General features: G+C 46.5%; 21 protein-coding genes. 11 read left to right on the top strand and 10 right to left on the bottom strand.

Features of this window, described 5'->3' with window-relative positions; all coding sequences use genetic code 11:
• Window positions 1-403 precede the first annotated feature (403 nt).
• Window positions 404-883, top strand: a complete 480-nt coding sequence (locus QUA74_RS12350) for a hypothetical protein (RefSeq protein WP_333328823.1) — start codon at window positions 404-406, stop codon at window positions 881-883.
• Between the two features lie 74 nt (window positions 884-957).
• Here the strand turns inward: QUA74_RS12350 and QUA74_RS12345 are convergent, their stop codons facing one another.
• The 4 genes from QUA74_RS12345 to QUA74_RS12330 form a co-directional block, all read right to left on the bottom strand.
• A complete protein-coding gene (locus tag QUA74_RS12345; RefSeq protein WP_333328821.1) occupies window positions 958-1,860 on the bottom strand; it encodes a peptidoglycan-binding protein in 903 nt (300 codons plus the stop codon).
• A 139-nt stretch (window positions 1,861-1,999) separates the two neighbouring features.
• The gene (locus QUA74_RS12340) at window positions 2,000-2,845 is read right to left on the bottom strand and encodes a glycoside hydrolase family protein (protein ID WP_333328818.1); all 846 of its coding nucleotides are present in this window, start codon (window positions 2,843-2,845) and stop codon (window positions 2,000-2,002) included.
• 507 nt (window positions 2,846-3,352) lie between these two features.
• Window positions 3,353-5,680 carry a S8 family serine peptidase gene (locus tag QUA74_RS12335; RefSeq protein WP_333328815.1) on the bottom strand — a complete coding sequence of 776 codons (2,328 nt, stop codon included), beginning with the start codon at window positions 5,678-5,680 and terminating at the stop codon, window positions 3,353-3,355.
• A 148-nt stretch (window positions 5,681-5,828) separates the two neighbouring features.
• Window positions 5,829-6,512 (bottom strand): hypothetical protein, encoded by a 684-nt coding sequence (locus QUA74_RS12330; protein ID WP_333328812.1) that lies wholly within the window; start codon window positions 6,510-6,512, stop codon window positions 5,829-5,831.
• Between the two features lie 41 nt (window positions 6,513-6,553).
• On the opposite strand from QUA74_RS12330, the gene QUA74_RS12325 reads away from it, so the two are divergent.
• The 3 genes from QUA74_RS12325 to grxD all read left to right on the top strand — a co-directional run bounded on the left by QUA74_RS12325 (window position 6,554) and on the right by grxD (window position 8,004).
• Complete coding sequence (locus QUA74_RS12325) at window positions 6,554-7,177, top strand: hypothetical protein (RefSeq protein ID WP_333163279.1); 624 nt, start codon at window positions 6,554-6,556, stop codon at window positions 7,175-7,177.
• 42 nt (window positions 7,178-7,219) lie between these two features.
• Complete coding sequence (locus tag QUA74_RS12320) at window positions 7,220-7,480, top strand: BolA family transcriptional regulator (protein WP_333068825.1); 261 nt, start codon at window positions 7,220-7,222, stop codon at window positions 7,478-7,480.
• A gap of 200 nt (window positions 7,481-7,680) precedes the next feature.
• The gene (grxD, locus tag QUA74_RS12315; protein WP_006634036.1) at window positions 7,681-8,004 is read left to right on the top strand and encodes a Grx4 family monothiol glutaredoxin; all 324 of its coding nucleotides are present in this window, start codon (window positions 7,681-7,683) and stop codon (window positions 8,002-8,004) included.
• Between the two features lie 286 nt (window positions 8,005-8,290).
• Here grxD and QUA74_RS12310 read toward each other — a convergent pair whose 3' ends face one another.
• Window positions 8,291-8,545, bottom strand: a complete 255-nt coding sequence (locus QUA74_RS12310) for a DUF6761 family protein (protein ID WP_333080667.1) — start codon at window positions 8,543-8,545, stop codon at window positions 8,291-8,293.
• Between the two features lie 595 nt (window positions 8,546-9,140).
• Here QUA74_RS12310 and QUA74_RS12305 point away from each other — a divergent pair.
• Window positions 9,141-9,872, top strand: a complete 732-nt coding sequence (locus QUA74_RS12305; protein WP_333328808.1) for a response regulator transcription factor — start codon at window positions 9,141-9,143, stop codon at window positions 9,870-9,872.
• 26 nt (window positions 9,873-9,898) lie between these two features.
• Here the strand turns inward: QUA74_RS12305 and QUA74_RS12300 are convergent, their stop codons facing one another.
• Together QUA74_RS12300 and QUA74_RS12295 are read right to left on the bottom strand one after the other, a co-directional pair.
• The gene (locus tag QUA74_RS12300; protein WP_333328805.1) at window positions 9,899-10,249 is read right to left on the bottom strand and encodes a 4a-hydroxytetrahydrobiopterin dehydratase; all 351 of its coding nucleotides are present in this window, start codon (window positions 10,247-10,249) and stop codon (window positions 9,899-9,901) included.
• A gap of 267 nt (window positions 10,250-10,516) precedes the next feature.
• Window positions 10,517-11,884 (bottom strand): aldehyde dehydrogenase, encoded by a 1,368-nt coding sequence (locus QUA74_RS12295; RefSeq protein WP_333328802.1) that lies wholly within the window; start codon window positions 11,882-11,884, stop codon window positions 10,517-10,519.
• A 162-nt stretch (window positions 11,885-12,046) separates the two neighbouring features.
• Here QUA74_RS12295 and QUA74_RS12290 point away from each other — a divergent pair, with 162 nt between their 5' ends.
• Window positions 12,047-12,967 carry a glycine betaine ABC transporter substrate-binding protein gene (locus QUA74_RS12290; protein ID WP_333328799.1) on the top strand — a complete coding sequence of 307 codons (921 nt, stop codon included), beginning with the start codon at window positions 12,047-12,049 and terminating at the stop codon, window positions 12,965-12,967.
• Window positions 12,968-13,419: 452 nt separating this feature from the next.
• Here QUA74_RS12290 and QUA74_RS12285 read toward each other — a convergent pair whose 3' ends face one another.
• Genes QUA74_RS12285 through QUA74_RS12275 form a run of 3 tightly spaced genes read right to left on the bottom strand, consistent with a single transcriptional unit; the run spans window position 13,420 to window position 16,270 of the window.
• Complete coding sequence (locus QUA74_RS12285; RefSeq protein ID WP_333328796.1) at window positions 13,420-13,647, bottom strand: DUF4926 domain-containing protein; 228 nt, start codon at window positions 13,645-13,647, stop codon at window positions 13,420-13,422.
• A 16-nt stretch (window positions 13,648-13,663) separates the two neighbouring features.
• Entirely contained in the window at window positions 13,664-13,981 is a 318-nt protein-coding gene (locus tag QUA74_RS12280) for a DUF6883 domain-containing protein (RefSeq protein WP_333328793.1), read from the bottom strand.
• 15 nt (window positions 13,982-13,996) lie between these two features.
• On the bottom strand, window positions 13,997-16,270 hold the full coding sequence (locus QUA74_RS12275; protein WP_333328790.1) for a bifunctional (p)ppGpp synthetase/guanosine-3',5'-bis(diphosphate) 3'-pyrophosphohydrolase: 2,274 nt from the start codon (window positions 16,268-16,270) through the stop codon (window positions 13,997-13,999).
• 462 nt (window positions 16,271-16,732) lie between these two features.
• Here QUA74_RS12275 and patD point away from each other — a divergent pair, with 462 nt between their 5' ends.
• From patD to QUA74_RS12250, 5 genes are all read left to right on the top strand, one after another.
• Window positions 16,733-17,131 (top strand): heterocyst frequency control protein PatD, encoded by a 399-nt coding sequence (patD, locus tag QUA74_RS12270; RefSeq protein WP_333038068.1) that lies wholly within the window; start codon window positions 16,733-16,735, stop codon window positions 17,129-17,131.
• Window positions 17,132-17,176: 45 nt separating this feature from the next.
• Window positions 17,177-17,761: a zf-TFIIB domain-containing protein gene (locus QUA74_RS12265; protein WP_333038070.1), complete on the top strand. Its 585-nt coding sequence runs from the start codon at window positions 17,177-17,179 to the stop codon at window positions 17,759-17,761.
• Between the two features lie 311 nt (window positions 17,762-18,072).
• A complete protein-coding gene (locus QUA74_RS12260; RefSeq protein ID WP_333328787.1) occupies window positions 18,073-19,746 on the top strand; it encodes an ABC transporter ATP-binding protein in 1,674 nt (557 codons plus the stop codon).
• Between the two features lie 126 nt (window positions 19,747-19,872).
• Window positions 19,873-20,946 (top strand): RNA polymerase sigma factor, RpoD/SigA family, encoded by a 1,074-nt coding sequence (locus QUA74_RS12255; protein ID WP_333328784.1) that lies wholly within the window; start codon window positions 19,873-19,875, stop codon window positions 20,944-20,946.
• A 173-nt stretch (window positions 20,947-21,119) separates the two neighbouring features.
• Window positions 21,120-21,605 carry a GNAT family N-acetyltransferase gene (locus tag QUA74_RS12250; protein ID WP_333328781.1) on the top strand — a complete coding sequence of 162 codons (486 nt, stop codon included), beginning with the start codon at window positions 21,120-21,122 and terminating at the stop codon, window positions 21,603-21,605.
• Window positions 21,606-21,668 lie beyond the last annotated feature (63 nt).

Below are 21,668 nucleotides of genomic sequence, written 5' to 3'. Positions count from 1 at the left end.
GCTTTCTATTATGCCATCAGCTTAGCCAGACAATTGCCTGAGTATTTATACTGATCGCCAAAGTGGGATGCTCCCATAAAATCTTTGATGTGCGTTAAGTAACTTTACAGTCTGACAAAATGTAAACCAATCATAACCAGTGGGATTGATTTGCTTGAGTTCTTTAACAAATTTAACTGTGTTTGCTTTATTTCCGGTTCGATAATAACTTTCTGGCGATTGAAATGTTACATACTTAGCAACAGTTTTATCGGACGATCGCACTTTTTTAAAGAATGGTTAAGATGGCCGATGTGTAGCTAGGCATTCGTTAAGCTATATGGACGGGTTTTTACTCATCAACTTCGCAGGTAAAGGATAATCAGCAATATTCTAGTTAACCATAGTGGGGAGACAAGTAATCATGGCAGAAATTGAAGTTCTTGTAGAAAGTTTGTGGGAACTTGATGAGGATCAGCTAGCAGCAGAAATTGGCGATCGCGCTCAAGCCATAGAGGATGAGGTGGCTGGACTTGGAACCAGAGGGATAGACCCAACTTCCCTGGATTCTATTGATGTGAATGTTGCCGCTAGAGCATCGATCGATCCCAGGCTCCAAGAAGCTGGCCAGCGGCTGTTCGATCGCGTAAACCCCTTAGTTTACGACCTGATGTGCAAACCCCTCGGAAACGATCCACAGACTCAGAAAATCCTGGATGAAGCTATCGGCCAGAATTACACTAAAGCTGCTGGGATGTTAACTCCTGTTCTAATCTCTGGACTGGGACTTGCTCCTGCTATTGCTACTCTCCTCGCTACGTTGATTATCAAAAAGATTGCCAATTATAGCGCTACTGCAATTTGTGACAATTGGAAGCAAAACCTGCCCCAACCCACAAGCTGAGCTATAAACGGAACTTCCACCGAAGGCGGAGGAAGTTCTGTTCCAGGTTTGGTGAACTCGATCGCGCTAGCACCTCAAGCCATTTGTTCGCGGGTTTTGAGAGCGACAATTCCGTCGGGCTTCAAACCTTTTTTCTGCTGAAATTTCTTGACGGCTGTATCTGTTGCCGGCCCAAATTCACCATCAACCCCAACTACAACGCCAGCCTTTTTCAAGCCTTCCTGAAGCTTGATTACATCTGAGCCTTCCATTCTGGGCATCGCCAAGCGCAACGTTCTGGGCTTGTCATCCCACGGCGCTTTAGCAAACCCTTGAGCAGGCGATCGATTAAGTGCATCCTCGGTTTGGGGGCCAAAGCCGCCATCCTCGCTAATCTTTGCATCCGGGTTGTTCTGATTCCAAAGCTGCTGAAATGCGAGTATTGAGTTACTGCGAAGATCGATCGTTCCGTCGCCTATGTAGTCGAAGTGAGGCGGATCGCCCGGTAATGGATGCCAGCCATATTGCATCAAATAAAATTCCCAGCCTCTGGCATCTTCAATGTCGATCGCTAGCCCTGTTTGGTGATTGCTGGTGCCTGGTGGCGCTACAGGATTAGAGTTGTTGAAGCGATCGTTATACAATAACATTTGCTGGGCGATCGTGCGGTAAGCAGAGTTCACCTGCATCGTTTGACCTCGATCTTGAATGGCTCTCTGAAGTGCCTCTTGTGCCGGGGTTTGTACGTAGGGAAAAGCTGCATCCAGCAAGTCTACATTAAGGTCATCAAAACTGACAAAGGCATCTGGCATCATCACTTGTAGTTGATAAATCAACTGTTGAGATAAGCCATTGACCACCGCAGTCGAAGACATGGGGGCATCTTGGAGCAATCCCGGGAAACTGCCTCTAACTTCCAACATATCCCGTTGGACAAATTCTTCACAGGCTTCGATAATTACAGGTTGATTAAATAGGATGTCGCTTGAGTTAGTCATGGTTTTATCCAATCAATTTGAATTTGGTCAGTCCTGGATTCATAAACTCTATCCGTAGGCGACGCACACCGCACCTTACCTCCACAGAGCTTGTGAAAATTACTTGATTGTGTCAGTCTAATTGGTTACACAATCGATTTTATAGTCCCAATTCTTTGCGTGTGCAGACACCGACAACACCATCCGCCGTTAGCCCTTTTTGCTGTTGAAACTGTCGCACAGCACGATCGGTGTCTTTACCAAAAATGCCATCTGCTGAAACATTTATTCCTGCCGCGCTCAGCGCTTCTTGCACTTGACGCACATCCTCACCTTGCATTATTGGCTCGGTAAGTGTGAGAACCCGAACTTCAGGCATTCCTAAAAACAGAGCTTGCTCGGCCAAGCGCCTGCGTGTCAGCCCTGGCCAGGGTTCACCATTGACTTTATTCCACACAGGAAACTGATTGGCTGCTCCTTGATAATCTCCGTTGTTCAATAGTTTCAGAAGAGTTGAACCTCCAAAACCTTCTGTTCCTGGGCCCACGTTGAAACAGAAGCAAACCAGTGCAGAAAACTGGTTGTCATCGATCTCAACTTCAACGGCATCCTCAACATAGGATTCAAACTTTTCTAAATCTTCTCTCAGCAATTCTTCTGCTTGCGTTTGGCTAATAGTCAGTTCTGGATAAACATCATTGCCCGTGTGTCCGTAACCAATTGTCCAAACTCCACCGCCATCATCATAAGCAGTGAGTTCACATCCTTCAAAGGTAGTGAGAAGCTTGAAACCTTCTTGATTGATATGCTTTGAACCTCTGCCTTCTACCACATCAGGAGGTTGTTCGTCTGGAGGATGAATATGATATGTTTTAGCCACACTGAAGCTTAAAGCATCAATTAATGCTTTTACTTGCCCATTAGTCTCCGTGACTTTAATAGCTAGGTCGTCTTTGATTTCGTATACGCGACCATCGCCGAATAGTTCCAACGATCTTTTTGGCATTTTAGTTTTTCCTTTTTACAAGGTAGGTTCAGTCAAAAGAGGCATCTTGAGTATCCGAACGCAAAAGTTGTGCCTATTTTCAAAATGAGTGAAAAGAGTCTATTAATTAATGATTTCGATCAAAAGTCTTGGCTTGACGGGTAATTTGGTTATTATATAGGTCTGTTCCACAGTAATGTTCGCGATTTGCCCAAACCTTTACAAAAATTAATTCACCTTGACAATCGGCTTTCCCAATCTCTCTGATTCACTACGCGCAGTTTTGGCTCATATTCTGCAGATGTAACTCATCTTATTGCAATAGTCCGGACAGTTTTTAATTCGCAGTCTGAAACCCTGGATTTCCGGGAAAGTAACTCGATATGTAAAGCTATCATCAAAAAAGCGATCGCTTCGTCAGGACTTACGCAAAAAGTGGTTTGACTCACCGCGAATTATAGCGGCTTCAGTCCTCGGATTTTATGAGGACTGAAGTCCGAACGATCGAACCAGCTTTACTGTTCTTAGCTACACAATGTAAGGAGAATCGATCGCCTTTGCTCGATTAATCGCCACCAATGTCTGGTAAATCAAAGCCGAAATCTCAGCGCGGGTAATATCCCGCTGCGGCGAAAGCCAATCGCGGGAAGGATAATTAACCACAATCTTCAAAGCAGTTGCTGTGGCGATCGCACTTAAAGCAAAATTAGGAATTTGAGAACGATCGTTGTAAACTTTCAAAGAATCAGGATTGCCGCCCTTGAGTTGCAAACCGTTAACCAAAGACACGATCCCCTCACTCTTAGTCAAATTCTGATTCGGGCCGAACTTAAACCCCGGAAACCCCGCCAAAAAGCCCCCCCGATTTGCCCGTTCGATCGCACTTCTCGCCCAAAAAGTAGCAGAAACATCAATAAAATTTGTAGTCGGCACCCTCGGAATCGGACTAAACGCACTCACCAACAGCGCCGCATATTGAGCACGATTTAAACTCTCATCAGGCCTAAAAGAACCGTCAGGAAAACCGCTAATTATATTCGCCGCAGCCAAAGCTTCAATAAACTTCTGTGCCCAATGTCCAGAAATATCGCTGAACACCGCACCGCCGATATTCGGATTGCCGCCGCCCTTTCTCACCGCAGCTTGCACAGCTTTAAAAGCATTCACTTTCCCGTAACCAAACCAATCGCTGCGGCCGTTGTTAGGATCGTAATTTCCCATGCGATTGCCCAACTGGGGATCGGGATCGAGATCGACAATTTTCTCAGCAGTTTGTTCGAGAATTCCCCGCACTTCCCGCGCCGTCAAACGGGGGTTAGCCGAAAGTATCAACCCTGCAACCCCAGCGACTACTGGAGTGGCACTGGAAGTACCGCCAAAAGTATCCGTATAGTCCCCCCAGTCGTAGCCTCGATCGCCAACTCGATCGGCAGTAAACACCCCCAAACCGGGCAAATACTGCGTCACCTCCGGCGGCGTGCCGATATATCCGGTTTCTGGCAACCAAGTTCCCGGCGGCGCGTTGTTGCTGGGGGCGCAAACCGAGATGCTGGTGCCCCAATTGCTGTAAGCTGCTTTTTTGTTGAGGGAAGTGGAAGCGCTGACGGCAATTACGTCGGGGTGAACGGCAAATCCGTTTAGCCATCTAGTTTGACCCTCCACGACGTTGTTGGGCCAGCCTTTCTCGTTAACAGTACCGTTGACTGGGCGGTTGGCATTCCCCGCAGCGAACAGAATAACGCAGCCTCTGCCGCCCCGCCCTTGGGTTGCTGCTTTGGTGATAACGGCACTCTGCCGCAGGGAAAGGGGATAGTAAACTGCAGCAGGCCCCCAACTGCAAGAAATTACGGCGGCACCTTTTTCGATCGCCCAATTAAATATTTTTTCGACAGAATTGTCATCGAGAAAACCACTGGTACGGATGGGCATCAGGGCGCATCCGGGGGCGACGCCGACAATGCCTTTGCCGTTTTCTTCAGCAACGGCGACGCCGGCACAACTTGTGCCGTGGTTGTCTGAGTCGGCGACTGGCATCGGGGAAGTGTCGCCCTCTTTGAAATCGATGGGTGAGACGATTTTGCCTTGGCCTTGAAAATCTGGGTGGGTGATGTCAACTGAATCGTCGGCGATGGCAATTACGATCGATCGAACTCCGCGAGTCATGTTCCAAGCTGGTTCTGCATAAATTTGAGCACCGCCGACAAGTTCGTTGCCGCCTTTGTTGTTGAGATACCACTGTTTGGGATAAAGCGGATCGCGGGGCGTGTAATGCTGCTGCGTCTCTACTAAAATGTTGGGTTCTGCTACCAGAACTTCTGGATATCTTGTCAGGCGGTTGGCAATTTTGACCGGGTTTTCTGTTGCTTGTTTTGTGACTTCGCAGACGAAGGTGTTGGGAATTCCTTCTACTGGCCGGACTATTTTTAAAGCTGCTGCATTGGCGATCGCCTTTCGCGATTGTTCGTCTACTTGTTCGCCAAATTGAATGGTAATTTGGTCGGTTAAATAAAAGAATGTACTCGGATTGTTCGCGGGGCAATAGACGTGGCTGGCAAAAGCTACAGCATCGCTGGCGCGGGCTGCTTGCATTGCTGCTTCTAGGCGATCGGGCGCAACCAGATATTCTTCTAGATTGCTTTGGCCGACGCGACGGTTGAGTTTTGCCCCAGTGGTTGCAGCCCAATCGTTTGAGGCTGATGCTGTTGGTGAGGGGCGGACTGTAAAGCGATCGTCCGCTTTTGATAGCAGCAATTCATCACCGCCACGCTGCAAAATCACTGCCAGACTTTCATCGGGAACTCCGATACCTTGATAATTTTGTAAGGTATTTGCGGAAAATTCGCTCGGTTGTGTCATCAGAAATGCCTTTGTTTAATTTTAATCCAGTCTTACTATATTCTCAAGAACAGGCAGGATGCCTGTTCCACAAAAACTGAATTTTCTTGTGGGCCGTTGCTCCTAGCCCGCCCGTAAAAGGCTTATTAACAATGATTCAGCAAATCCCTCAAATAAACACACCAGGATTAACGTTGAAAAATTCTCCCAGCGCCTTAGCTTGGGCTTTGCTAATTGCCCGTTTCCCATTAACCACCTCAGAGACTACTCCTTTGGAACCAATCACGCCCACTAAATCGGCTTGTTTGAGTTCGCGAACTTCGATGAAATGCAATAGAACATCCCGGGGAGTCACTTCTGGAATTGGGTAATATTTTGATTCGTATTCTTCAATCAACAGCCCCCAGAGACTCAGTAAACTTTCTTCTTCTAGAGTTAATTCTTCCTGGGACATTAGGGATTCGACTTCTGCGAGGGCGAGATCATAATCTTCTTCGTTCAGGATGGGCTTAGGCTGCGATTTCGCCAGCAGTTGACCGTAAGCTGTTCTTTCAATTGCGATATTCATGGTTCGTTCTACTGTTGAATTAGATCGGGACTTACCCATCAAAACCAAAGAAACCGGGTTTTCCACCATTTTTAAAGCCTCAAAGCCAGTATTTAGGTAAAACAACCCGGTTTCTGCGTCCAGGACTAGATTGCCGGGATCTGTCCAATCCCCCGCGATTTCCTGGTTCAATCCAAAATCTAAAATCCAAAATCTAAAATCCAAAATCGATCGCACCCTTTGACATTTCAACAAATTTGGTTTACACTTAGCCGGTTGCGATCGCCAATGGTAAGATCGGCTCAAGCTAAATATTTTTTTAAAGCGCACAGGCGCAAAGTAATTTCATGGTATACTCTGGAACTGTTTGCTGGCTTCGCTCCACTGCCCGGATTACGATCGGGGCGATCGCAGCTTTTACCCTGTTGCAACCGCTCCCAGTCCAAGCACAACAACCTTCTGGGCCAGAGAACCAACCGCAAGTCGAGCCCGCTGACGACCCCACAGACCCCAACAATCTTCGCCCTCTGACGCAAGACAGCAGCTTGCTGAGCGTCCCAGGAGGCCAGCGTTTGATGACAGAAGCCAGCAGTGCTATTTCCTCTCAGAATTACGCACTCGCTACTCAAAAACTCCAAGAATCCCGCCAAATTTTCAATCAACTGTCCAACTTCTACCAACAACTGGGCAGCAGTTTTGCCGGAATTGACATCCGATTGGCCGAAAGCCACCGCACCAAAGCTGTAGAAACGGCCCAAATGCGCGACGAAGCTACCTACCGGCTGGCGTTGGTACACCGGGCGCAAAATAAACCGGAACTGGCTGTGCCCCTGCTGATTCAGATTATTCGATCGCAGCAGCCAACTCGCGACTTGGGCAAGAAAGCTTACCAGCAGTTACTGGAATTGGGTTTTGTGGATTCGCCCTTTCCCCGGCCTGCCAGCAGTCAACCGAGCTCATCGACAAAATAGTTCCACTAAAATCTAAATTACAGCCGTTTATCAGAGAAACCAATGGTTACACCGTCTCAAGTAGCAGAAATGATTAAGGCAGGGTTGCCCGACGCTAAAATACAAGTTGAGGATTTGACCGGTGGCGGTGACCACTACCAGGCGAGAGTCGTCTCAGCAGCCTTTGAAGGAAAAAGCCGAGTACAGCAGCACCAACTGGTATACGGCGCTCTCAAACAGGCAATGGCTAGTGAAGCCATCCACGCTTTGGGCTTGGAAACCTTAACTCCCGCAGAATGGGAAGCGAAAAGTCAAGTTGCTTAATTGTTGAGCGGCAATTAGGTATCACAAGTTTGTGCTGGTGTCAAGAGTTGCTTGAAATACAACTGCTGCACTTACGCACAAAAACCACAAAAACCCGGTTTTTTACCGGAATCTATGGCTGTAACGAAAGATTTTCGTAAAAAACGCGGCTTCTGCGTCAGTCAACATTTAAAAATTTTCAAACAATATTAGGACCTACCATGAGTACAACAGCACATCAAAGAATTGACGAGTTGGTTAAGCAAAACAAAATCATGGTGTTTATGAAGGGCAATAAGTTAATGCCCCAGTGTGGTTTTTCTAATACTGTGGTGCAAATTCTCAATACTTTGGGAGTGCCTTACGAAACTGTTGATGTTTTGGCAGACCAGGAAATTCGTCAAGGCGTTAAAGAGTATTCCCAATGGCCGACAATTCCCCAAGTTTATATCAACGGCGAGTTTATTGGTGGCTCGGATATTATGATCGAGATGTATCAAAAGGGCGAATTGCAAGAAGTTGTAGAAGTGGCTTTGGCTTCTTAAATTAGACAGAAAAAACATATCCCCGACCTCTTTAAGAAGTCGGGGAAATAACAGCAATCGGGTTTTACGTTGAATTAAGTTAATTTACTTAATTACTTATGTCCAGGCAGAGCCGGGGAAGGCAATGCGGTCGGCTCGGCATCGAATTTTTAGGCTCCGAAAGCGAGCCCGAGCCTCTGGACATCGGTTCCCAGGTCGAGCCAGGGAACCCGTTACAATTGCCAATTCCCAATTCCCAATTCCCAATTCCCAAATCATCCAGGGTTTATCAAACCGAATTTGCTATTTAATAGTAGTCTGATTCAGCCTGTGTCTGTGTCTGTGGCATTACAAAATTGGAGGGGTCGTGAATGTAACGCGCTGCTTCTTCCTCTAGTCTGTGAATCAGATAGGGTTCCAGACCGTTGGAATGCCGCAGGGCTGCTAAATAGCCGTCTAAGTAAAGCCGCAGGTCATCAAAGCGATAACCTCTATTCCACATTTCGACGAGGGCGTCGGTGAGTTTTTGGTAGTGCCGGATTGTTTGGGTGTCTTGTAGCATGGTGTGAGGTTGAAATCCTTTGTGGTTTGTATAATGACGGCGGGATTTAGGAATGGCCTCGATTGATGCTGAGTGGCTCAGCTTGAGGCTATTTCTAAATAAAAGTTTTTACCCTGCTCAACAGGCTACCCTCCATAAAAAATTTCACTCGTTGCAATGCAGTTGCTCGACTTTTTGCGCGCACCTAGATAATTCGCTGTGCGTTTAATGGAGTCGGGATGTTGCTGAATTTGGCGGTCAAAGTGGCTAAGTGTTCCGGCTACCGAGCGAACGGTTGGAGGAATTCTAGTTTCACTTGCGCGATTTGTCAACCTCCTGGGAGTGGGGGCTGGGTCGGGGGGATCGCTTTGGGCAGGCGGTTGGGGCATGGGGTCGATCGGCTTTACACTGTCTTATTTTCATTGTAAGCTCATCGCCAGAGTGATTTAACCATTCTCCAGGCTGACCCTGCCAAATTAACCCAATATTTAAAATTCCTACCCTCGGTATGTCCGCTGCTTTAAATGCAGCTCATGCTTGAGTAGCGATGGTTACAAAAGCTTGACAAAAGCTCTGTTAACCTTGTAGCAATTAGTGATATGGGAAGCTCGCCTCTGTGGAATCTGCAAGTATTTCAATTGTTGAAGGGAATCCGCACCTGCGATCGCTCTTGGGCTGGCATCTACAGCAAGTCGGTCACTGGGTGCACCAGTCAGCGGATATCAGTCACGCTAGGGAAATATTTTTCAGCCGCCAGCCAACCCTAGTCATTCTGGATGCCCAATTGCCGGATGGGGACGGTTTGGAATTTTGCAACTGGCTGCAACAGCAGCAGCAGTCACTGATTTTGATGCTGTCGGCGCGGAATTCGGAATCGGATATTGTTGAAGGTTTGAAGGCGGGGGCAGACGATTACCTGACTAAACCCTTTGGGATGCAAGAGTTTATGGCCAGGGTGGAAGCTCTGATGCGCCGCAACCGCACGATGGTACCGCCGGCGACGCTGGAGTGCGGGCTGCTGAAAATTGATTTGGTGCAGCGCCGAGTCAGGTTGTACGAGGAACATATTGAGCTGACTCCCCAGGAATTTAGCCTGCTGTACGTGCTAGCTCAAGCTGGAGGAGTGCCGCTGTCGCGATCGGATTTGCTGCGAAGGGCATGGCCTGATGCTATTGATAACCCCCGGACGATCGACACTCACGTACTCTCTCTGCGTAAAAAAATCGAAATCGACCCGCGACAGCCGAGCCTGATTCAAACTGTACGGAATGTCGGCTACCGACTGAATCTGGAGTTGTTGAATAATGCCAATCAACATTCACAAGTGCCCAGAGCGGTTCTTTCTTAGAGTACGATCGGGCTATAAGTCGGATTTTATTTTGAGAATTGATTGGCGATCGCATCGGTTTTCGCCGCCATAATAAAGTCATTGCGGTGCAGTCCAGAAATCGCGTGAGTCCACCAAGTAACGGTAACTTTTCCCCACTCTGTTAACAGTGCGGGGTGATGTCCTTCGGTTTCTGCTGCTTCGCCGACGCTGTTTGTAAAGGCGATCGCACTTTTGAAATCCGGGAATTTGTACGTGCGTTCTAACTGTGGAATGCCATTTTTTTCGATGAAATTCCAGTCGGGAATTTGAGGTTTGAGTTGGACAATTTCGTAAGCTGTGACGCGGGGAGAGTTGGGGCGGCAGGCGGCACAGCGTTCTTTTGATAAAGGTTCCATAAATTGCTTGTTAGTGAGAAGATGCTAAAAGATATTATAGACATTTCTAATGTGAATTATTTTGGATGGGGCAACTGTCATTTAGGAGTGACGTAGAGATTGTGATCGAAATCCTTCATAAAACAGATGAGCAATCATTTAAAATTTATGGAAATAATCGTTCACCGTGGAATCGCTTAACCGATAATATCAGGAACGGGCGGGTTGATTTGGCTATCTCGCTGATATTGTAAACGTTGACGAACCCGCCCCTCCAAGTGCGATCGATCAACCGATAATTTTCTTAATCAAATCCAACTTACCTTTATAGGGAGCGTACCGCCATTTCAAGTCAAGTAAAAATGACTTTTGCAGCACGCTTTTGTAATGCGAAAAAGTGTTAAAACTTGCTTTGGCGTGATAGCTACCGATGCCGCTGTCGCCAACTCCGCCAAAAGGTAAATCTGTTACTCCCACTTGCATAACAGTGTCGTTGAGACAAACTCCCCCCGAAGAAGTTTCCCGCAAAACTCGCTGTTGTTTCTCTTTATTTTTCGAGAACAAATACAAAGCTAAGGGTTTGGGACGGGCGTTGATTTGGGCGATCGCCTCTCCGAAATCATCATACTCCAAAACTGGCAAAATTGGTCCAAAAACCTCATCCTGCATCACCGGCGAATCCCAGGAAACATGATCTAAAACCGTCGGTGCAATATATCTATCTTCCGGCTTAACTTCCCCACCAACGACAATTTCTCCATCTTTGATAAACGCACTCAAACGGTCTAATTGCCGCTGGTTAATAATCCGCGAATAGTCGGGACTTGTTTGCGGATTATCGCCGTAAAATTCGTAAATTGCTGTTTTAATTGCTGCCATCAAATCGGGTTTAACTTTTTTATCAACTAACAGGTAATCGGGAGCGATGCAAGTTTGTCCGGCATTGAGAAATTTGCCCCACGCAATGCGTTTTGCGGTGTATTCAACCTGAATATCTGAGTCTACAATGCAAGGACTTTTGCCACCTAATTCCAAGGTTACAGGTGTCAGGTGTTTAGCGGCAGCTTCCATGACAATTCGACCGATTTTAGTGCCTCCGGTAAAGAAGATGTGGTCGAATTTTTCGGCTAGCAATTGTTGGCTGATTTCCACGCCTCCTTCGACGGCGGCTACGTAGGCGGGATCGAAGGTTTTAGATATCATGTCGGCGATAACTTCGGAGGTGTGTGAGGCGATTTCCGAAGGTTTGAGAAGTGCACAGTTGCCGGCGGCGATCGCCCCGACCAAGGGTGATATCATTAACTGAAACGGGTAATTCCAAGGCCCGATGATTAACACTACGCCCAAAGGTTCAGGGTAAATGCGGGCTGATGCTGGGAATTGATCTATCGAAGCAGGGACTTTTCTCGGCTTTACCCACGATTTGAGGTTTTTGAGGGCATAATTAACTTCGGCAATCGATGCGATTTCAAGATAAGCCTCGAATTCCGGCCGACCGAGGTCTGCCTTGACAGCATCGACTATTCGTGATTGATTAAGTTCGATCGCACTTTTAAGTTTTTTCAGTTGTTCGAGCCGAAAATCCACATCTTTCGTTTTCCCAGTTGTAAAAAATTGCCGCTGCTGCTGGATAATATCGCTGACGCTGATTACCATTTTTTGTCCTCCATGTCTATAAATAAATGTTACAACAGGAAAACGGAACTTGGGTAAAGTGCGATGCTGTTAAAGCGCAGACTTGTTGAAAAAGTCTGCGATCTGGGCTGTATGCTATAACTTATAAGGTATTAATTGTAGATTTTTAATTTGAGTTAAGTCATGAAAATATCTAAGAACGATTTTTTTTTCTATTCCTGCTGGCTGCTTTGCTTGCTTGCAGTAGCAGGATGTACCTCTAAGCCCGAAAAGCAAGTTGTCATCTGCTCGAAAGACTTTACCGAACAAGTCATCCTGGCAGAAATTTTAGCACGCCATATCGAAGCTAAAACAGATCTCAAAGTAGAACGAGAACTGAATCTCGGAGGTTCGCTTTGCCATCAATCCCTAACCGCGGGTAAAATCGATTTGTACGTCGAATACACGGGGACTGCTTATGCCAACCTGCTCAAACAAAAACCGATTTCTGATCCCAAAAAAGTCCTCGATTACCTCAAACAAGAATATCCCAAACAGTTTAAAGCAGAATGGACGGAACCGCTGGGATTTAATAACAGTTTTGCGATTATTGTGCGGGGAGACGATGCCAAAAAACTCAATTTACAAACTCTCTCGCAACTTGGGAAAGCTGCACCTAACCTCCGGGCTGGTTTCGGCCCAGAATTTAACGAGAGAGAAGATGGATTTCCCGGATTAGCTAAAACTTACGGGATTAAGTTTAGAGAAGAACCGAAGGAGTTGCTGTTAGGATTGCTTTATCAAGCGCTGCAACAAAAAGAAGTAGATGTGATTGCTGGTAATACGACGGACGGTTTGATTCAAAGTTTAGGTTTAGTAGTTCTCAAAGATGACAAGAACTATTTCCCGCCCTACGAAGCAGTTCCGGTTGTGCGATCGCAAATTTTGGAGAAATACCCAGAATTGCGTCAAGTTATCGCAGAATTGGGCGGCAAAATCTCCGAGGAAGATATGCGGAAACTCAACTATCAAGTTGACGGAGAACAGCAGGAAGCGGGACAAGTGGCGCAGGAGTTTTTGCAGCAAAAGTTGGGCGTGTCAAAGCCAGTAACTCCGGCCAAATAAAGAGTTTCATTGCTCTGCCTGTTTGCTGAACCGTATGGTGGTTAGCTATACTATTAGTTAGACTCATATAAATAAATGAAGGTATAAAGCTATGACAACAGTCAAAACTGCTATCTCATTGCCAGCATCTTTATTTGAACAAGCCGAAACATTAGCTGGCGAAATGCAAATTTCACAGAGTTTTTTGAGCGAAATAGCCCTTGAATAATTTATCCGCCGCCGCGAAAATCAACAACTGTTAGAAAAAATTAATGTTGCTTGCGAAGCACCTCTCTCTAAAGAAGAACAAGTTTTGCTTCGCAAGATGAGTCGCTCTCATCGCAGGCTGGTGGAAGGCGAATGGTAATAAATCAAGGTGATATTTTTTGGATTGAAGATGAAATTAGGCTGGTAGTTGAACCTCACGAAGCTGAGTAAAACCTTCCTTCTTCCTTCTGTTAGAGATTCCCAGGTTAGCCTACTTTTCCAAGTTGCAAAACAGCAGCTTTTATTGCTTCTATTTGCGACTCTGCAACTTCAACCGTAATTGCTTCGACATTGAAACCCTCTAAACTATAACCATCTTCTTCACCTTCAGGCATCTGGTAGTGTTCAACAATAGTGGCTGTAGCACCTTTTTTTAGACCATACTTAGGGATGTCTTCTCGCAATGCTACCTGTGAAAACAGTTTAAATTTCATGGGGTTTAACCTCTTGTCAATCAGGAACTAATGTAACAAATCTAGTTTCGGATGGAGTAACGATCCAAACGGTTTTAACTTGTAAAATCGTACCATTTGGACCAGTTAAACTGCCTTGAATCATGTACTTTTGACCGTATTTGGTGTTTTCCATTGGCTCCGCTTCCAGGGGAAGTATCTGGCTTCTTAAATCTCGATCGAGGTGTTGCCAGTTTTCTATACTGTAACCACCTCGATCGAGAAACTGAGATTTGTCGTCTTTAGGAAGCCGGATTAATAAATAGTTTGTCAGCTTTGCTGAAGGAATAACCGAGTTAAGGCTGAGTTTTGCCATAGGAAGGCTGCATTCCTAATTCACTTGACTCAGCCTCCGCAAATTCAAAATATCGCTCATCTTTTTAATTTGCATACAAGTCCGCTCAAACTGTTCCTTATCCTCAATATCCATGCACAAGTCAATTAATGCGGGCAAACCCGGATAGGTTTTTACTTGAGCGCTGCGGACGTTGACTTTGTTGTCCTTTAAATGCGACAATACATCGTTAAGAACTCCTACTCGATCGAGAGCCTCAATTTGAATGTTAACAGCATAAGTATTCGGGCGGCTACCATTGCGATCGCTCGAATTCCAACTCACAGGAACTAACCGATCGCCCGGTACGCTCTCAACATTTAAACACCCTTGTCGATGAATCGAAATTCCGCGAGTGCGAGTCACAACTCCAATAATTGCTTCCCCAGGAATCGGACAGCAACAGCCGGATAAATGGTAGAGCAATCCCTCTACACCTGCGATCGGCGATTTGCTCGGAGATGAACTAGGTACTGGTTTCGGTGCCGTCGATGCAGGTATTAGCTGGGGCACTTCGTGGGTTCCTGCGGGAGCAGCTTCAATTTTTTGCTGCACTTTTACTAAATCTCGCAGTCGATTTACTACGAGATTTAGGGTGACTTCGCCGTAGCCCAAACCGGCGATTAAATCTTCGACGCTGTGGTAGTTGCAGCGCTGAGCCACCGACTGCATGGGTTCAGATTTTAGCAAAGATTCCAAGCCGTTTTTACCTAATTCTTTTTCCAACAATTCCCGGCCGCGAGCGAGATTTTCATCTCGGTGCGATCGCTTCAACCACTGGCGAATTCGGTTTTTTGCTCCGTTTGTCTTGACAAAATTCAGCCAGTCGGAACTCGGATGACCATTTTTTTGGGTCAAGATTTCTACAATATCGCCGTTCTTTAAAACCTTGTCTAGTGTTACCATTCGCCCGTTGACTCTGGCACCGGTGCAGCGATTGCCAATTTCGGTGTGAATGCGGTAAGCAAAATCAACGGGAGTTGACCCGCTATTGAGAGCAATCACGTCTCCGTTAGGAGTAAAAACGTAGATATCTTCGTCGAATAAGTTGTCCTTAATGCTTTGTAAATATTCGCGATCGTCTTTGAGGTCGCTTTGCCATTCTAGGAGTTGCCGCAGCCAAGTAAATTTTTCGTCGTCGCCGGTGACTTTTGTGTTAGAACCGCCAGTTTCTTTGTATTTCCAGTGCGCGGCAATGCCGTATTCTGCAATGTGGTGCATTGCTACGGTGCGAATTTGCACTTCGATGGGGCGGCCGCTGGTTCCGATTACTCCGGTGTGCAAAGATTGGTAGCGGTTGGCTTTTGGTAAACCGATATAATCTTTAAAGCGGCCGGGAATCGGGCGGAAAGAATCGTGGACGATCGCCAAAGCCCGATAACAGTCATCATTGGTTTCTACTATGATCCGCACCGCCGCAATATCGTACACTTGCTTAAACCCTTTTTGGCGGCGCTGCATCTTCCCGTAAATCCCGTACAAATGTTTGGGACGACCGCTAACTTCATAGCATTTAATGCCTAAATTGTCAAGCCTTTCTCGCAAACTATCTGTGACTTCTGCGAGTTGAGTTTCTCGATCGCCTCGCTTCTCGGCTACCAATTCCTGAATTTCGCGGTAAGCTTCCGGTTCCAGGTATTTAAACGCTAAATCTTCCAATTCCCACTTAAAGCGCCCGATACCCAAACGGTTCGCCAGGGGAGCAAAAATATCTCGGGTTTCTAGAGCAATAGTGCGCTGCTTTTCCTCGGACAAATGCTCCAAAGTCCTCATGTTGTGCAGCCGATCAGCGAGTTTGACGACAATGACGCGAATATCTTTAGCCATTGCTAGGAACATTCGGCGGAAATTTTCCGCAAGGCGCTCTGTTTTGCTGGAAAAATTAAACTTAGAAAGCTTGGTGACACCTTCCACCAACTGTCGCACTTCCGCACCGAACCGCTGTTCTATTTCTTCGAGAGTAATATCTGTATCTTCAACAATGTCGTGGAGGAAGCCGGCGGCAATCATAACGTTGTTGCCGCCCATATACCGGAGTATTCCAGCGACAGCTACCGGATGGCAAATGTAAGGTTCTCCTGATTTGCGGTATTGTCCTTCGTGCAAGTCGCGGGCAAATTCAAAGGCCCGACAAATTAAGCTGTCGTCCGTCGAACAATTCGGGTTAGGGCCGCCATCAGGCTGCGATCGAGTATTCAGGCATTCTTGCAGCCAATCGGGAACTACGGCAGGATCGATCGAAGGAGAGGGAGTCAGAGTGTTCGCGTTCATGGGGTACACCTTTAAAACTTAGAAATACAAATGGTTAAAAGCCGGTTTTCGGTTGAATTGCCGAAATTATGTGTTTAGCTATACTAAACTAATTGAATGCCACAATTTGCAATTCAAAAAAATAGTCGATTATTCTCAAACTCTACCTATGTAATTCCGAGTCGCCCCCCCTCGCAGGTAGGAAAATATAGTGACACCACTGCCGCCGCCGCAGTCTGTCGATCGGGGAAAATCGGGTAAAATAAGCATATTTTGGCGGTAGCAGTTGAGGTTGCAGGGGATCGGCATTTACCGGCAACGCTAAACTAAAAGCAACAGCCAGAAGGGTAGAGCCAGGGAAACAAATCAAAAAAAGTTCTCACAAAACAGGGAATTGCTCCAAAAACGCACGGCTTCCCTCAATATGAGCAAACTTAAGTAAGTATCTACTTTGATTATAAATACAAATTTGTTTACAAAATCATGATATTGTCCGAAGACCGCCGCCAGTGCTACCAAGAATTACAGCAAGCACTAGAACAACTACAAAGAACTGCTGCACAGGATAATCTGGATGGGGCCGCACTGGCGATCGAATACAGAAAAGTGCAACAATTTTTCGGAAACCAAATTATGAGAGCCGAAAGCGATGAGTTAGACGCCTCAGAAACACCCCCAGAGCAGTCCTATTTGACGGAAATTCACAAGCAACTGCGGTTATTGGGGACAGATGTCACGTTTTTGCAAGCGTCGCGCCAGCCAGCGACAGCAAAGGCGAGGCAAACTGCGGCGATCGCGCGGCTTAACACGCTAATTGGCTACTGTGGGGCGCTGCTGCAAAAAAATTCTGGTTCTTCAGGGCCCGCCCAGATACAGAATTAATAATTGAATTAACAGGGAATTAATAAGGCAAGGAGAAATAAAGCGGTGGAATGTCCAAAATGTAAACATCCCAATTTAGAAGGCGGTACCTTAGCCGGCCGTATGTCGGTGCAGTGGTGTCCCAACTGTTACGGTATATGGATTCCAGGCAGAGAATACGAAGCTTGGCAAAAAGAGCAAAGCCAGTGGTACAACAAATCCGAGAAGCCTGATGCGACAGGGACTCTCGGCATAGAATTCACCCCGTCTGTCTACGACAGCAAAGCAGCGCTGTGTCCCGAAGACGGTCACTATCTGTCGCGGGCGAAAGTTCCTTTCAGCAGAGTGCCCTTTTACATAGAGCGCTGTATGTTGTGCGGGGGCATTTGGTGCGATAACGGCGAGTGGGACATTCTCGAAAGTCTGGGATTCCACACCGAGATTGACAAGATGTTTTCTCCGAATTGGCAAGCTAAGGCCCGCGTGCAAGAACTCGCCTCTCGGGAACGTCAAGTGCTGACTGAGAAGCTGGGGCCGGATATCGCCGGATATGTGTTGGAACTCGCGGAAGTTTTAGCAGACCATCCTCACGCAGATTGTGCCGCTACTTACATACTGCGGAGAGCTGAGTTGAAGCGAAAGGAAATTTAGTCAGTTGGCTGTTGACAGTTGACTGTTGACGGTTGACTGTTAACTGTTGACTGTTAACTGTTGACTGTTGCTCGGTGAATGATCTACTGATAAAAGCTTTGTTTGTAGCTATTTCTATTTATATTTACAAACAGCCGATGGCTCTATTTCCAATAACTAATAACTCCTGAACACTAATAACTAACAACTAACAGCCAGTATATTGACAATTAAATAATAACTGACAACTGACAACAGTCAACTGACAACTGACAACTAACAACTGACCACTGACCACTGACCACTGACTACTGACTAAGGGCTAATGACTAATGACTAATGACTCTTCTCTATTTTCCGTTGAAAATCTGCGAGTAGCTTATCCTCAGCGACGGGGCCAATCCGGTTGGGCCGTTGACGGGGTTTCCCTGACGCTGCAACCGGGGGAAAAGCTCGGATTAGTTGGGGAGTCTGGGTGCGGTAAGTCAACTTTGGGAAGGGCGGCCATGCGGTTGCTGCCGGATTCAACGCTGATTGAGGGGCGAGTTAGTTTTGCTGGAGAGTCGGTGTTTGATATGAATGCTTCGCGGCTGAGACGGTTTCGGGGCGAAGCTGTGGCATTGATTTTTCAAGATCCGATGACTCGTCTCGATCCTTTGATGACTGTAGGAGAACATTGCATCGAGACTTTGCAAGCTCACCGACCGAATTTGGATCGCAAGCAAGCTAAGAAACGGGCGATCGAAACTCTGGAAGCTGTGAAAATTCCCGCGTCTCGCTGGTCGCAATTTCCCCACGAATTTAGTGGGGGAATGCGGCAAAGAGTAGCAATTGCTTTGGCTCTTTTGCTCGATCCCAAATTAATTGTGGCGGACGAACCGACTACAAGTTTGGACGTAACTGTAGCTGCCCAGATTTTGCAGGAATTAACCAGACTTTGTGAGGAACGGGGAACGGCTATTTTGTTGATTTCTCACGATTTGGCGATGGTGGCTGAGTATTGCGATCGCATTGCGGTGATGTACGGCGGTAAAGTCGTAGAAACAGGGCCGGTGCAAAACGTTTTTGAAAAGCCGCAGCACGAATATACTCGATCGCTCCTCAAAGCAGCTTTGCACATTCAAGCCGATTCTGACAAAGGGTTAGCATTCGAGGAAATCAGGACTGAAGTCGTTACTGCAAACTTAACAAATTCGCCTCTTTTGACAGTGACGAATTTGCAGCAACACTACAGTTTAGAAAGCAATTTATTAGATCAGTTGTTTTCCAGGAATCGCCAGGTAATTAAAGCAGTAGACGGGGTTAGTTTAGAGCTACAACGGGGAGAAATCCTAGGGTTGGTGGGGGAGTCCGGCTGCGGCAAAAGTACCTTGTCACGCACGATTTTGCAGCTAATTACGGCGACTGGCGGCAAAGTGGAATTTCAAGGAATAGATATAACTGCCCTGAACCGCGATGCTGTGAGGAAGCACCGCCGCGAAATGCAAATGATCTTTCAAGACCCCCATGCTTGCCTGAATCCGATGATGACTGTCGGGCAAAGTATTGCTGACCCTTTGTTTATTCACAAATTAGCTAATGGCAGCGAAGCTAAAAAACAAGTAATCCAAATGTTAGAGCGGGTGGGTTTAACTCCAGGGGAGGATTTCTTTCGTCGGTATCCGGGGGAATTGTCAGGAGGACAACAGCAGCGAGTTTCGATCGCCCGCGCTTTGATTACTCGGCCGCAACTGATAATTTGCGACGAACCGGTGAGTATGCTGGATGCCAGCGTGCAGACTCAAGTTTTAGAGCTGATGTTGGAGTTGAAGCAGGAATTTAATTTGACTTATCTGTTTATTACGCACGATTTGTGGGTGGCGAGATTTTTTTGCGATCGTATTGCAGTAATGAATGCTGGAAAAATTGTTGAAATCGGTAAGACTAGGGATATTTTTACTAATCCCCAGCACCCTTACACTCAGCAATTATTGCAGGCAGCTCCTTTACTGGCTCGAACTCAATAGAAAGGTGTAAAATTGGGGCCATCTAATTTCTGTCACGGGCTTCTAGATGGATTTCGGAAATTTCCGGTTAAATTGGTTAAAGTTAAGGGATACTTTTCAAATCATTCCACCGACACCAAGCACCATATGGCAGAATCTGACCTAGGCAGTTTTGCGGTGGCACCCGAAGCCTCTTTCGCGATCGCACAAGATGAAGACACTGAGATCGATCGTCCCACGGTAACTCGCTCGTCAGCATACAACAACTGGTCTGCCGACGATCCAGTGGGAGCTTTGTTCAAGGAAATGGCTCGCTATCCTCTACTGACTGCCACCGAAGAGGTGGAGTTGGCGCGTCGCGTTCAAGAATTGGTAGCCCTGGATGAACTAGAACAGCGTTTGCAGCAGGAATTGGACAGAGTGCCGACAAAAGCTGAACTCGCAGCGGCTTTGGGAGTGAGCGAAACTCAACTGCAACAGCTTCGTCATCAGTGTCAGTCGGCGAAACGGAAAATGATCAGCTCGAATTTGCGCTTGGTAGTTTCGATTGCCAAACGCTATCTGAATCGGGGCGTGCCTTTTCTCGATTTAATCCAGGAAGGAGCTTTGGGTTTGAATCGAGCCGCCGAAAAGTTCGATCCGGAGAAGGGTTACAAGTTTTCTACTTATGCCTATTGGTGGATTCGCCAAGGAATTACCCGGACAATTGCCAATCAAGGGCGGACGATTCGCTTGCCGGTTCACATTGTCGAACAGTTAAATAAACTCAAAAAAGTTTATCGCGATTTGAGGCGTTCTCTTCAACGCAATCCCAGTGAAACTGAACTCGCTAGAGAAATGCAAGTTACTTGCGAACAGCTTCGCTACCTCCAGCAAGTACGCCGGCAATCTTTGTCTCTCAACCACCGCATCGGCTCCGAAGAAAGTTCGGAACTTTTGGATGTTCTCGAAGATAACGCGACGCAATCTCCAGAAGCTCAGATGAATGAGATGATGATGCGCCAAGATATTTTGGAGGTGTTGGACAGTATTTTGACTGAGCGGGAAAAAGAAATTGTTGCTATGCGTTACGGTTTGCTGACCGGCGAACCTTACACTTTAGAAGAGGTCAGCAGTTTGTTCAATTTGTCCCGCGAACGAGTCCGTCAAATTCAAAATAAGGCAATGCGAAAGCTGCGCCGCCCTCAAGTGACGGAACGATTGAAGGGCTGGTTGAAATAAGCTAAAAAACATTGATTTTGCATTTAAAAACAGCTTAAAATTATTGTGGGGACACTCCGACCCCGCCGTAAATATGCTGATTCAATGTGGAAAAAATTAATTAAAATTACAAATTAAAAATGTCTTGATATGGTATTTTTAATTGTTGATTGTCGCGTACTACTTACTTATTTATGTATTCTGAGGTAATTTTGCGTCCAGCTACCCGCGCTGACGTGCCGGTGCTGTTTGATTTGATTAAAGCTTTAGCTGAGTACGAAAAATTATCTCATGCCGTTACTGGCAATGCCGTTGATTTGGAGCATCATTTGTTTGGCGATCGACCTTTTGCTGAAGCGATTTTAGCAGAGTGCGAAAATCGAGTTGTCGGCTGGGCGCTGTTTTTTTACAATTATTCTACTTTTTTGACTCAGCCGGGAATTTATTTGGAAGATTTGTTTGTGATCCCTGAGTTTCGAGGGCGGGGAATTGGCAAGTCTTTGATAGTTTATTTAGCGCAGTTGACGGTGGAAAGGGGCTGCGGGCGTTTGGAATGGAGTGTTTTGGATTGGAATGAATTGGCGATCGGATTTTACAAGGGTATCGGTGCTGATGTGATGCCCGACTGGCGGATTTGCCGCGTTGCGGGCGAGTCTTTGGCAAATTTGGCATCGAAGTAATTCAGGCGGGCTCGCGTGCCAAACCCAAAATTCATCTGTTGTGGAACAGGCATCTTGCCTGCG

The organism is Microcoleus sp. LAD1_D3 (genome assembly GCF_036702135.1).
Lineage (GTDB): Bacteria > Cyanobacteriota > Cyanobacteriia > Cyanobacteriales > Microcoleaceae > Microcoleus.
The sequence above is the reverse complement of the archived record's forward strand: the minus strand, read 5'-3'. Positions and strand labels throughout refer to the sequence as shown.

Coding starts and splice junctions, on each gene's coding strand:
- QUA74_RS12260 (WP_333328787.1), top strand. CDS start 18,073: ATGACTAATGACTCTTCTCTATTTTCCGTTGAAAATCTGCGAGTAGCT.
- QUA74_RS12280 (WP_333328793.1), bottom strand. CDS start 13,981: ATGGCAAAACTCAGCCTTAACTCGGTTATTCCTTCAGCAAAGCTGACA.
- QUA74_RS12285 (WP_333328796.1), bottom strand. CDS start 13,647: ATGAAATTTAAACTGTTTTCACAGGTAGCATTGCGAGAAGACATCCCT.
- QUA74_RS12340 (WP_333328818.1), bottom strand. CDS start 2,845: ATGCCAAAAAGATCGTTGGAACTATTCGGCGATGGTCGCGTATACGAA.
- QUA74_RS12290 (WP_333328799.1), top strand. CDS start 12,047: ATGAAAATATCTAAGAACGATTTTTTTTTCTATTCCTGCTGGCTGCTT.
- QUA74_RS12255 (WP_333328784.1), top strand. CDS start 19,873: ATGGCAGAATCTGACCTAGGCAGTTTTGCGGTGGCACCCGAAGCCTCT.
- QUA74_RS12345 (WP_333328821.1), bottom strand. CDS start 1,860: ATGACTAACTCAAGCGACATCCTATTTAATCAACCTGTAATTATCGAA.
- QUA74_RS12325 (WP_333163279.1), top strand. CDS start 6,554: ATGGTATACTCTGGAACTGTTTGCTGGCTTCGCTCCACTGCCCGGATT.
- patD (WP_333038068.1), top strand. CDS start 16,733: ATGATATTGTCCGAAGACCGCCGCCAGTGCTACCAAGAATTACAGCAA.
- QUA74_RS12250 (WP_333328781.1), top strand. CDS start 21,120: ATGTATTCTGAGGTAATTTTGCGTCCAGCTACCCGCGCTGACGTGCCG.
- QUA74_RS12300 (WP_333328805.1), bottom strand. CDS start 10,249: ATGGAACCTTTATCAAAAGAACGCTGTGCCGCCTGCCGCCCCAACTCT.
- QUA74_RS12350 (WP_333328823.1), top strand. CDS start 404: ATGGCAGAAATTGAAGTTCTTGTAGAAAGTTTGTGGGAACTTGATGAG.
- QUA74_RS12335 (WP_333328815.1), bottom strand. CDS start 5,680: ATGACACAACCGAGCGAATTTTCCGCAAATACCTTACAAAATTATCAA.
- QUA74_RS12275 (WP_333328790.1), bottom strand. CDS start 16,270: ATGAACGCGAACACTCTGACTCCCTCTCCTTCGATCGATCCTGCCGTA.
- QUA74_RS12320 (WP_333068825.1), top strand. CDS start 7,220: ATGGTTACACCGTCTCAAGTAGCAGAAATGATTAAGGCAGGGTTGCCC.
- QUA74_RS12310 (WP_333080667.1), bottom strand. CDS start 8,545: ATGCTACAAGACACCCAAACAATCCGGCACTACCAAAAACTCACCGAC.
- QUA74_RS12295 (WP_333328802.1), bottom strand. CDS start 11,884: ATGGTAATCAGCGTCAGCGATATTATCCAGCAGCAGCGGCAATTTTTT.
- grxD (WP_006634036.1), top strand. CDS start 7,681: ATGAGTACAACAGCACATCAAAGAATTGACGAGTTGGTTAAGCAAAAC.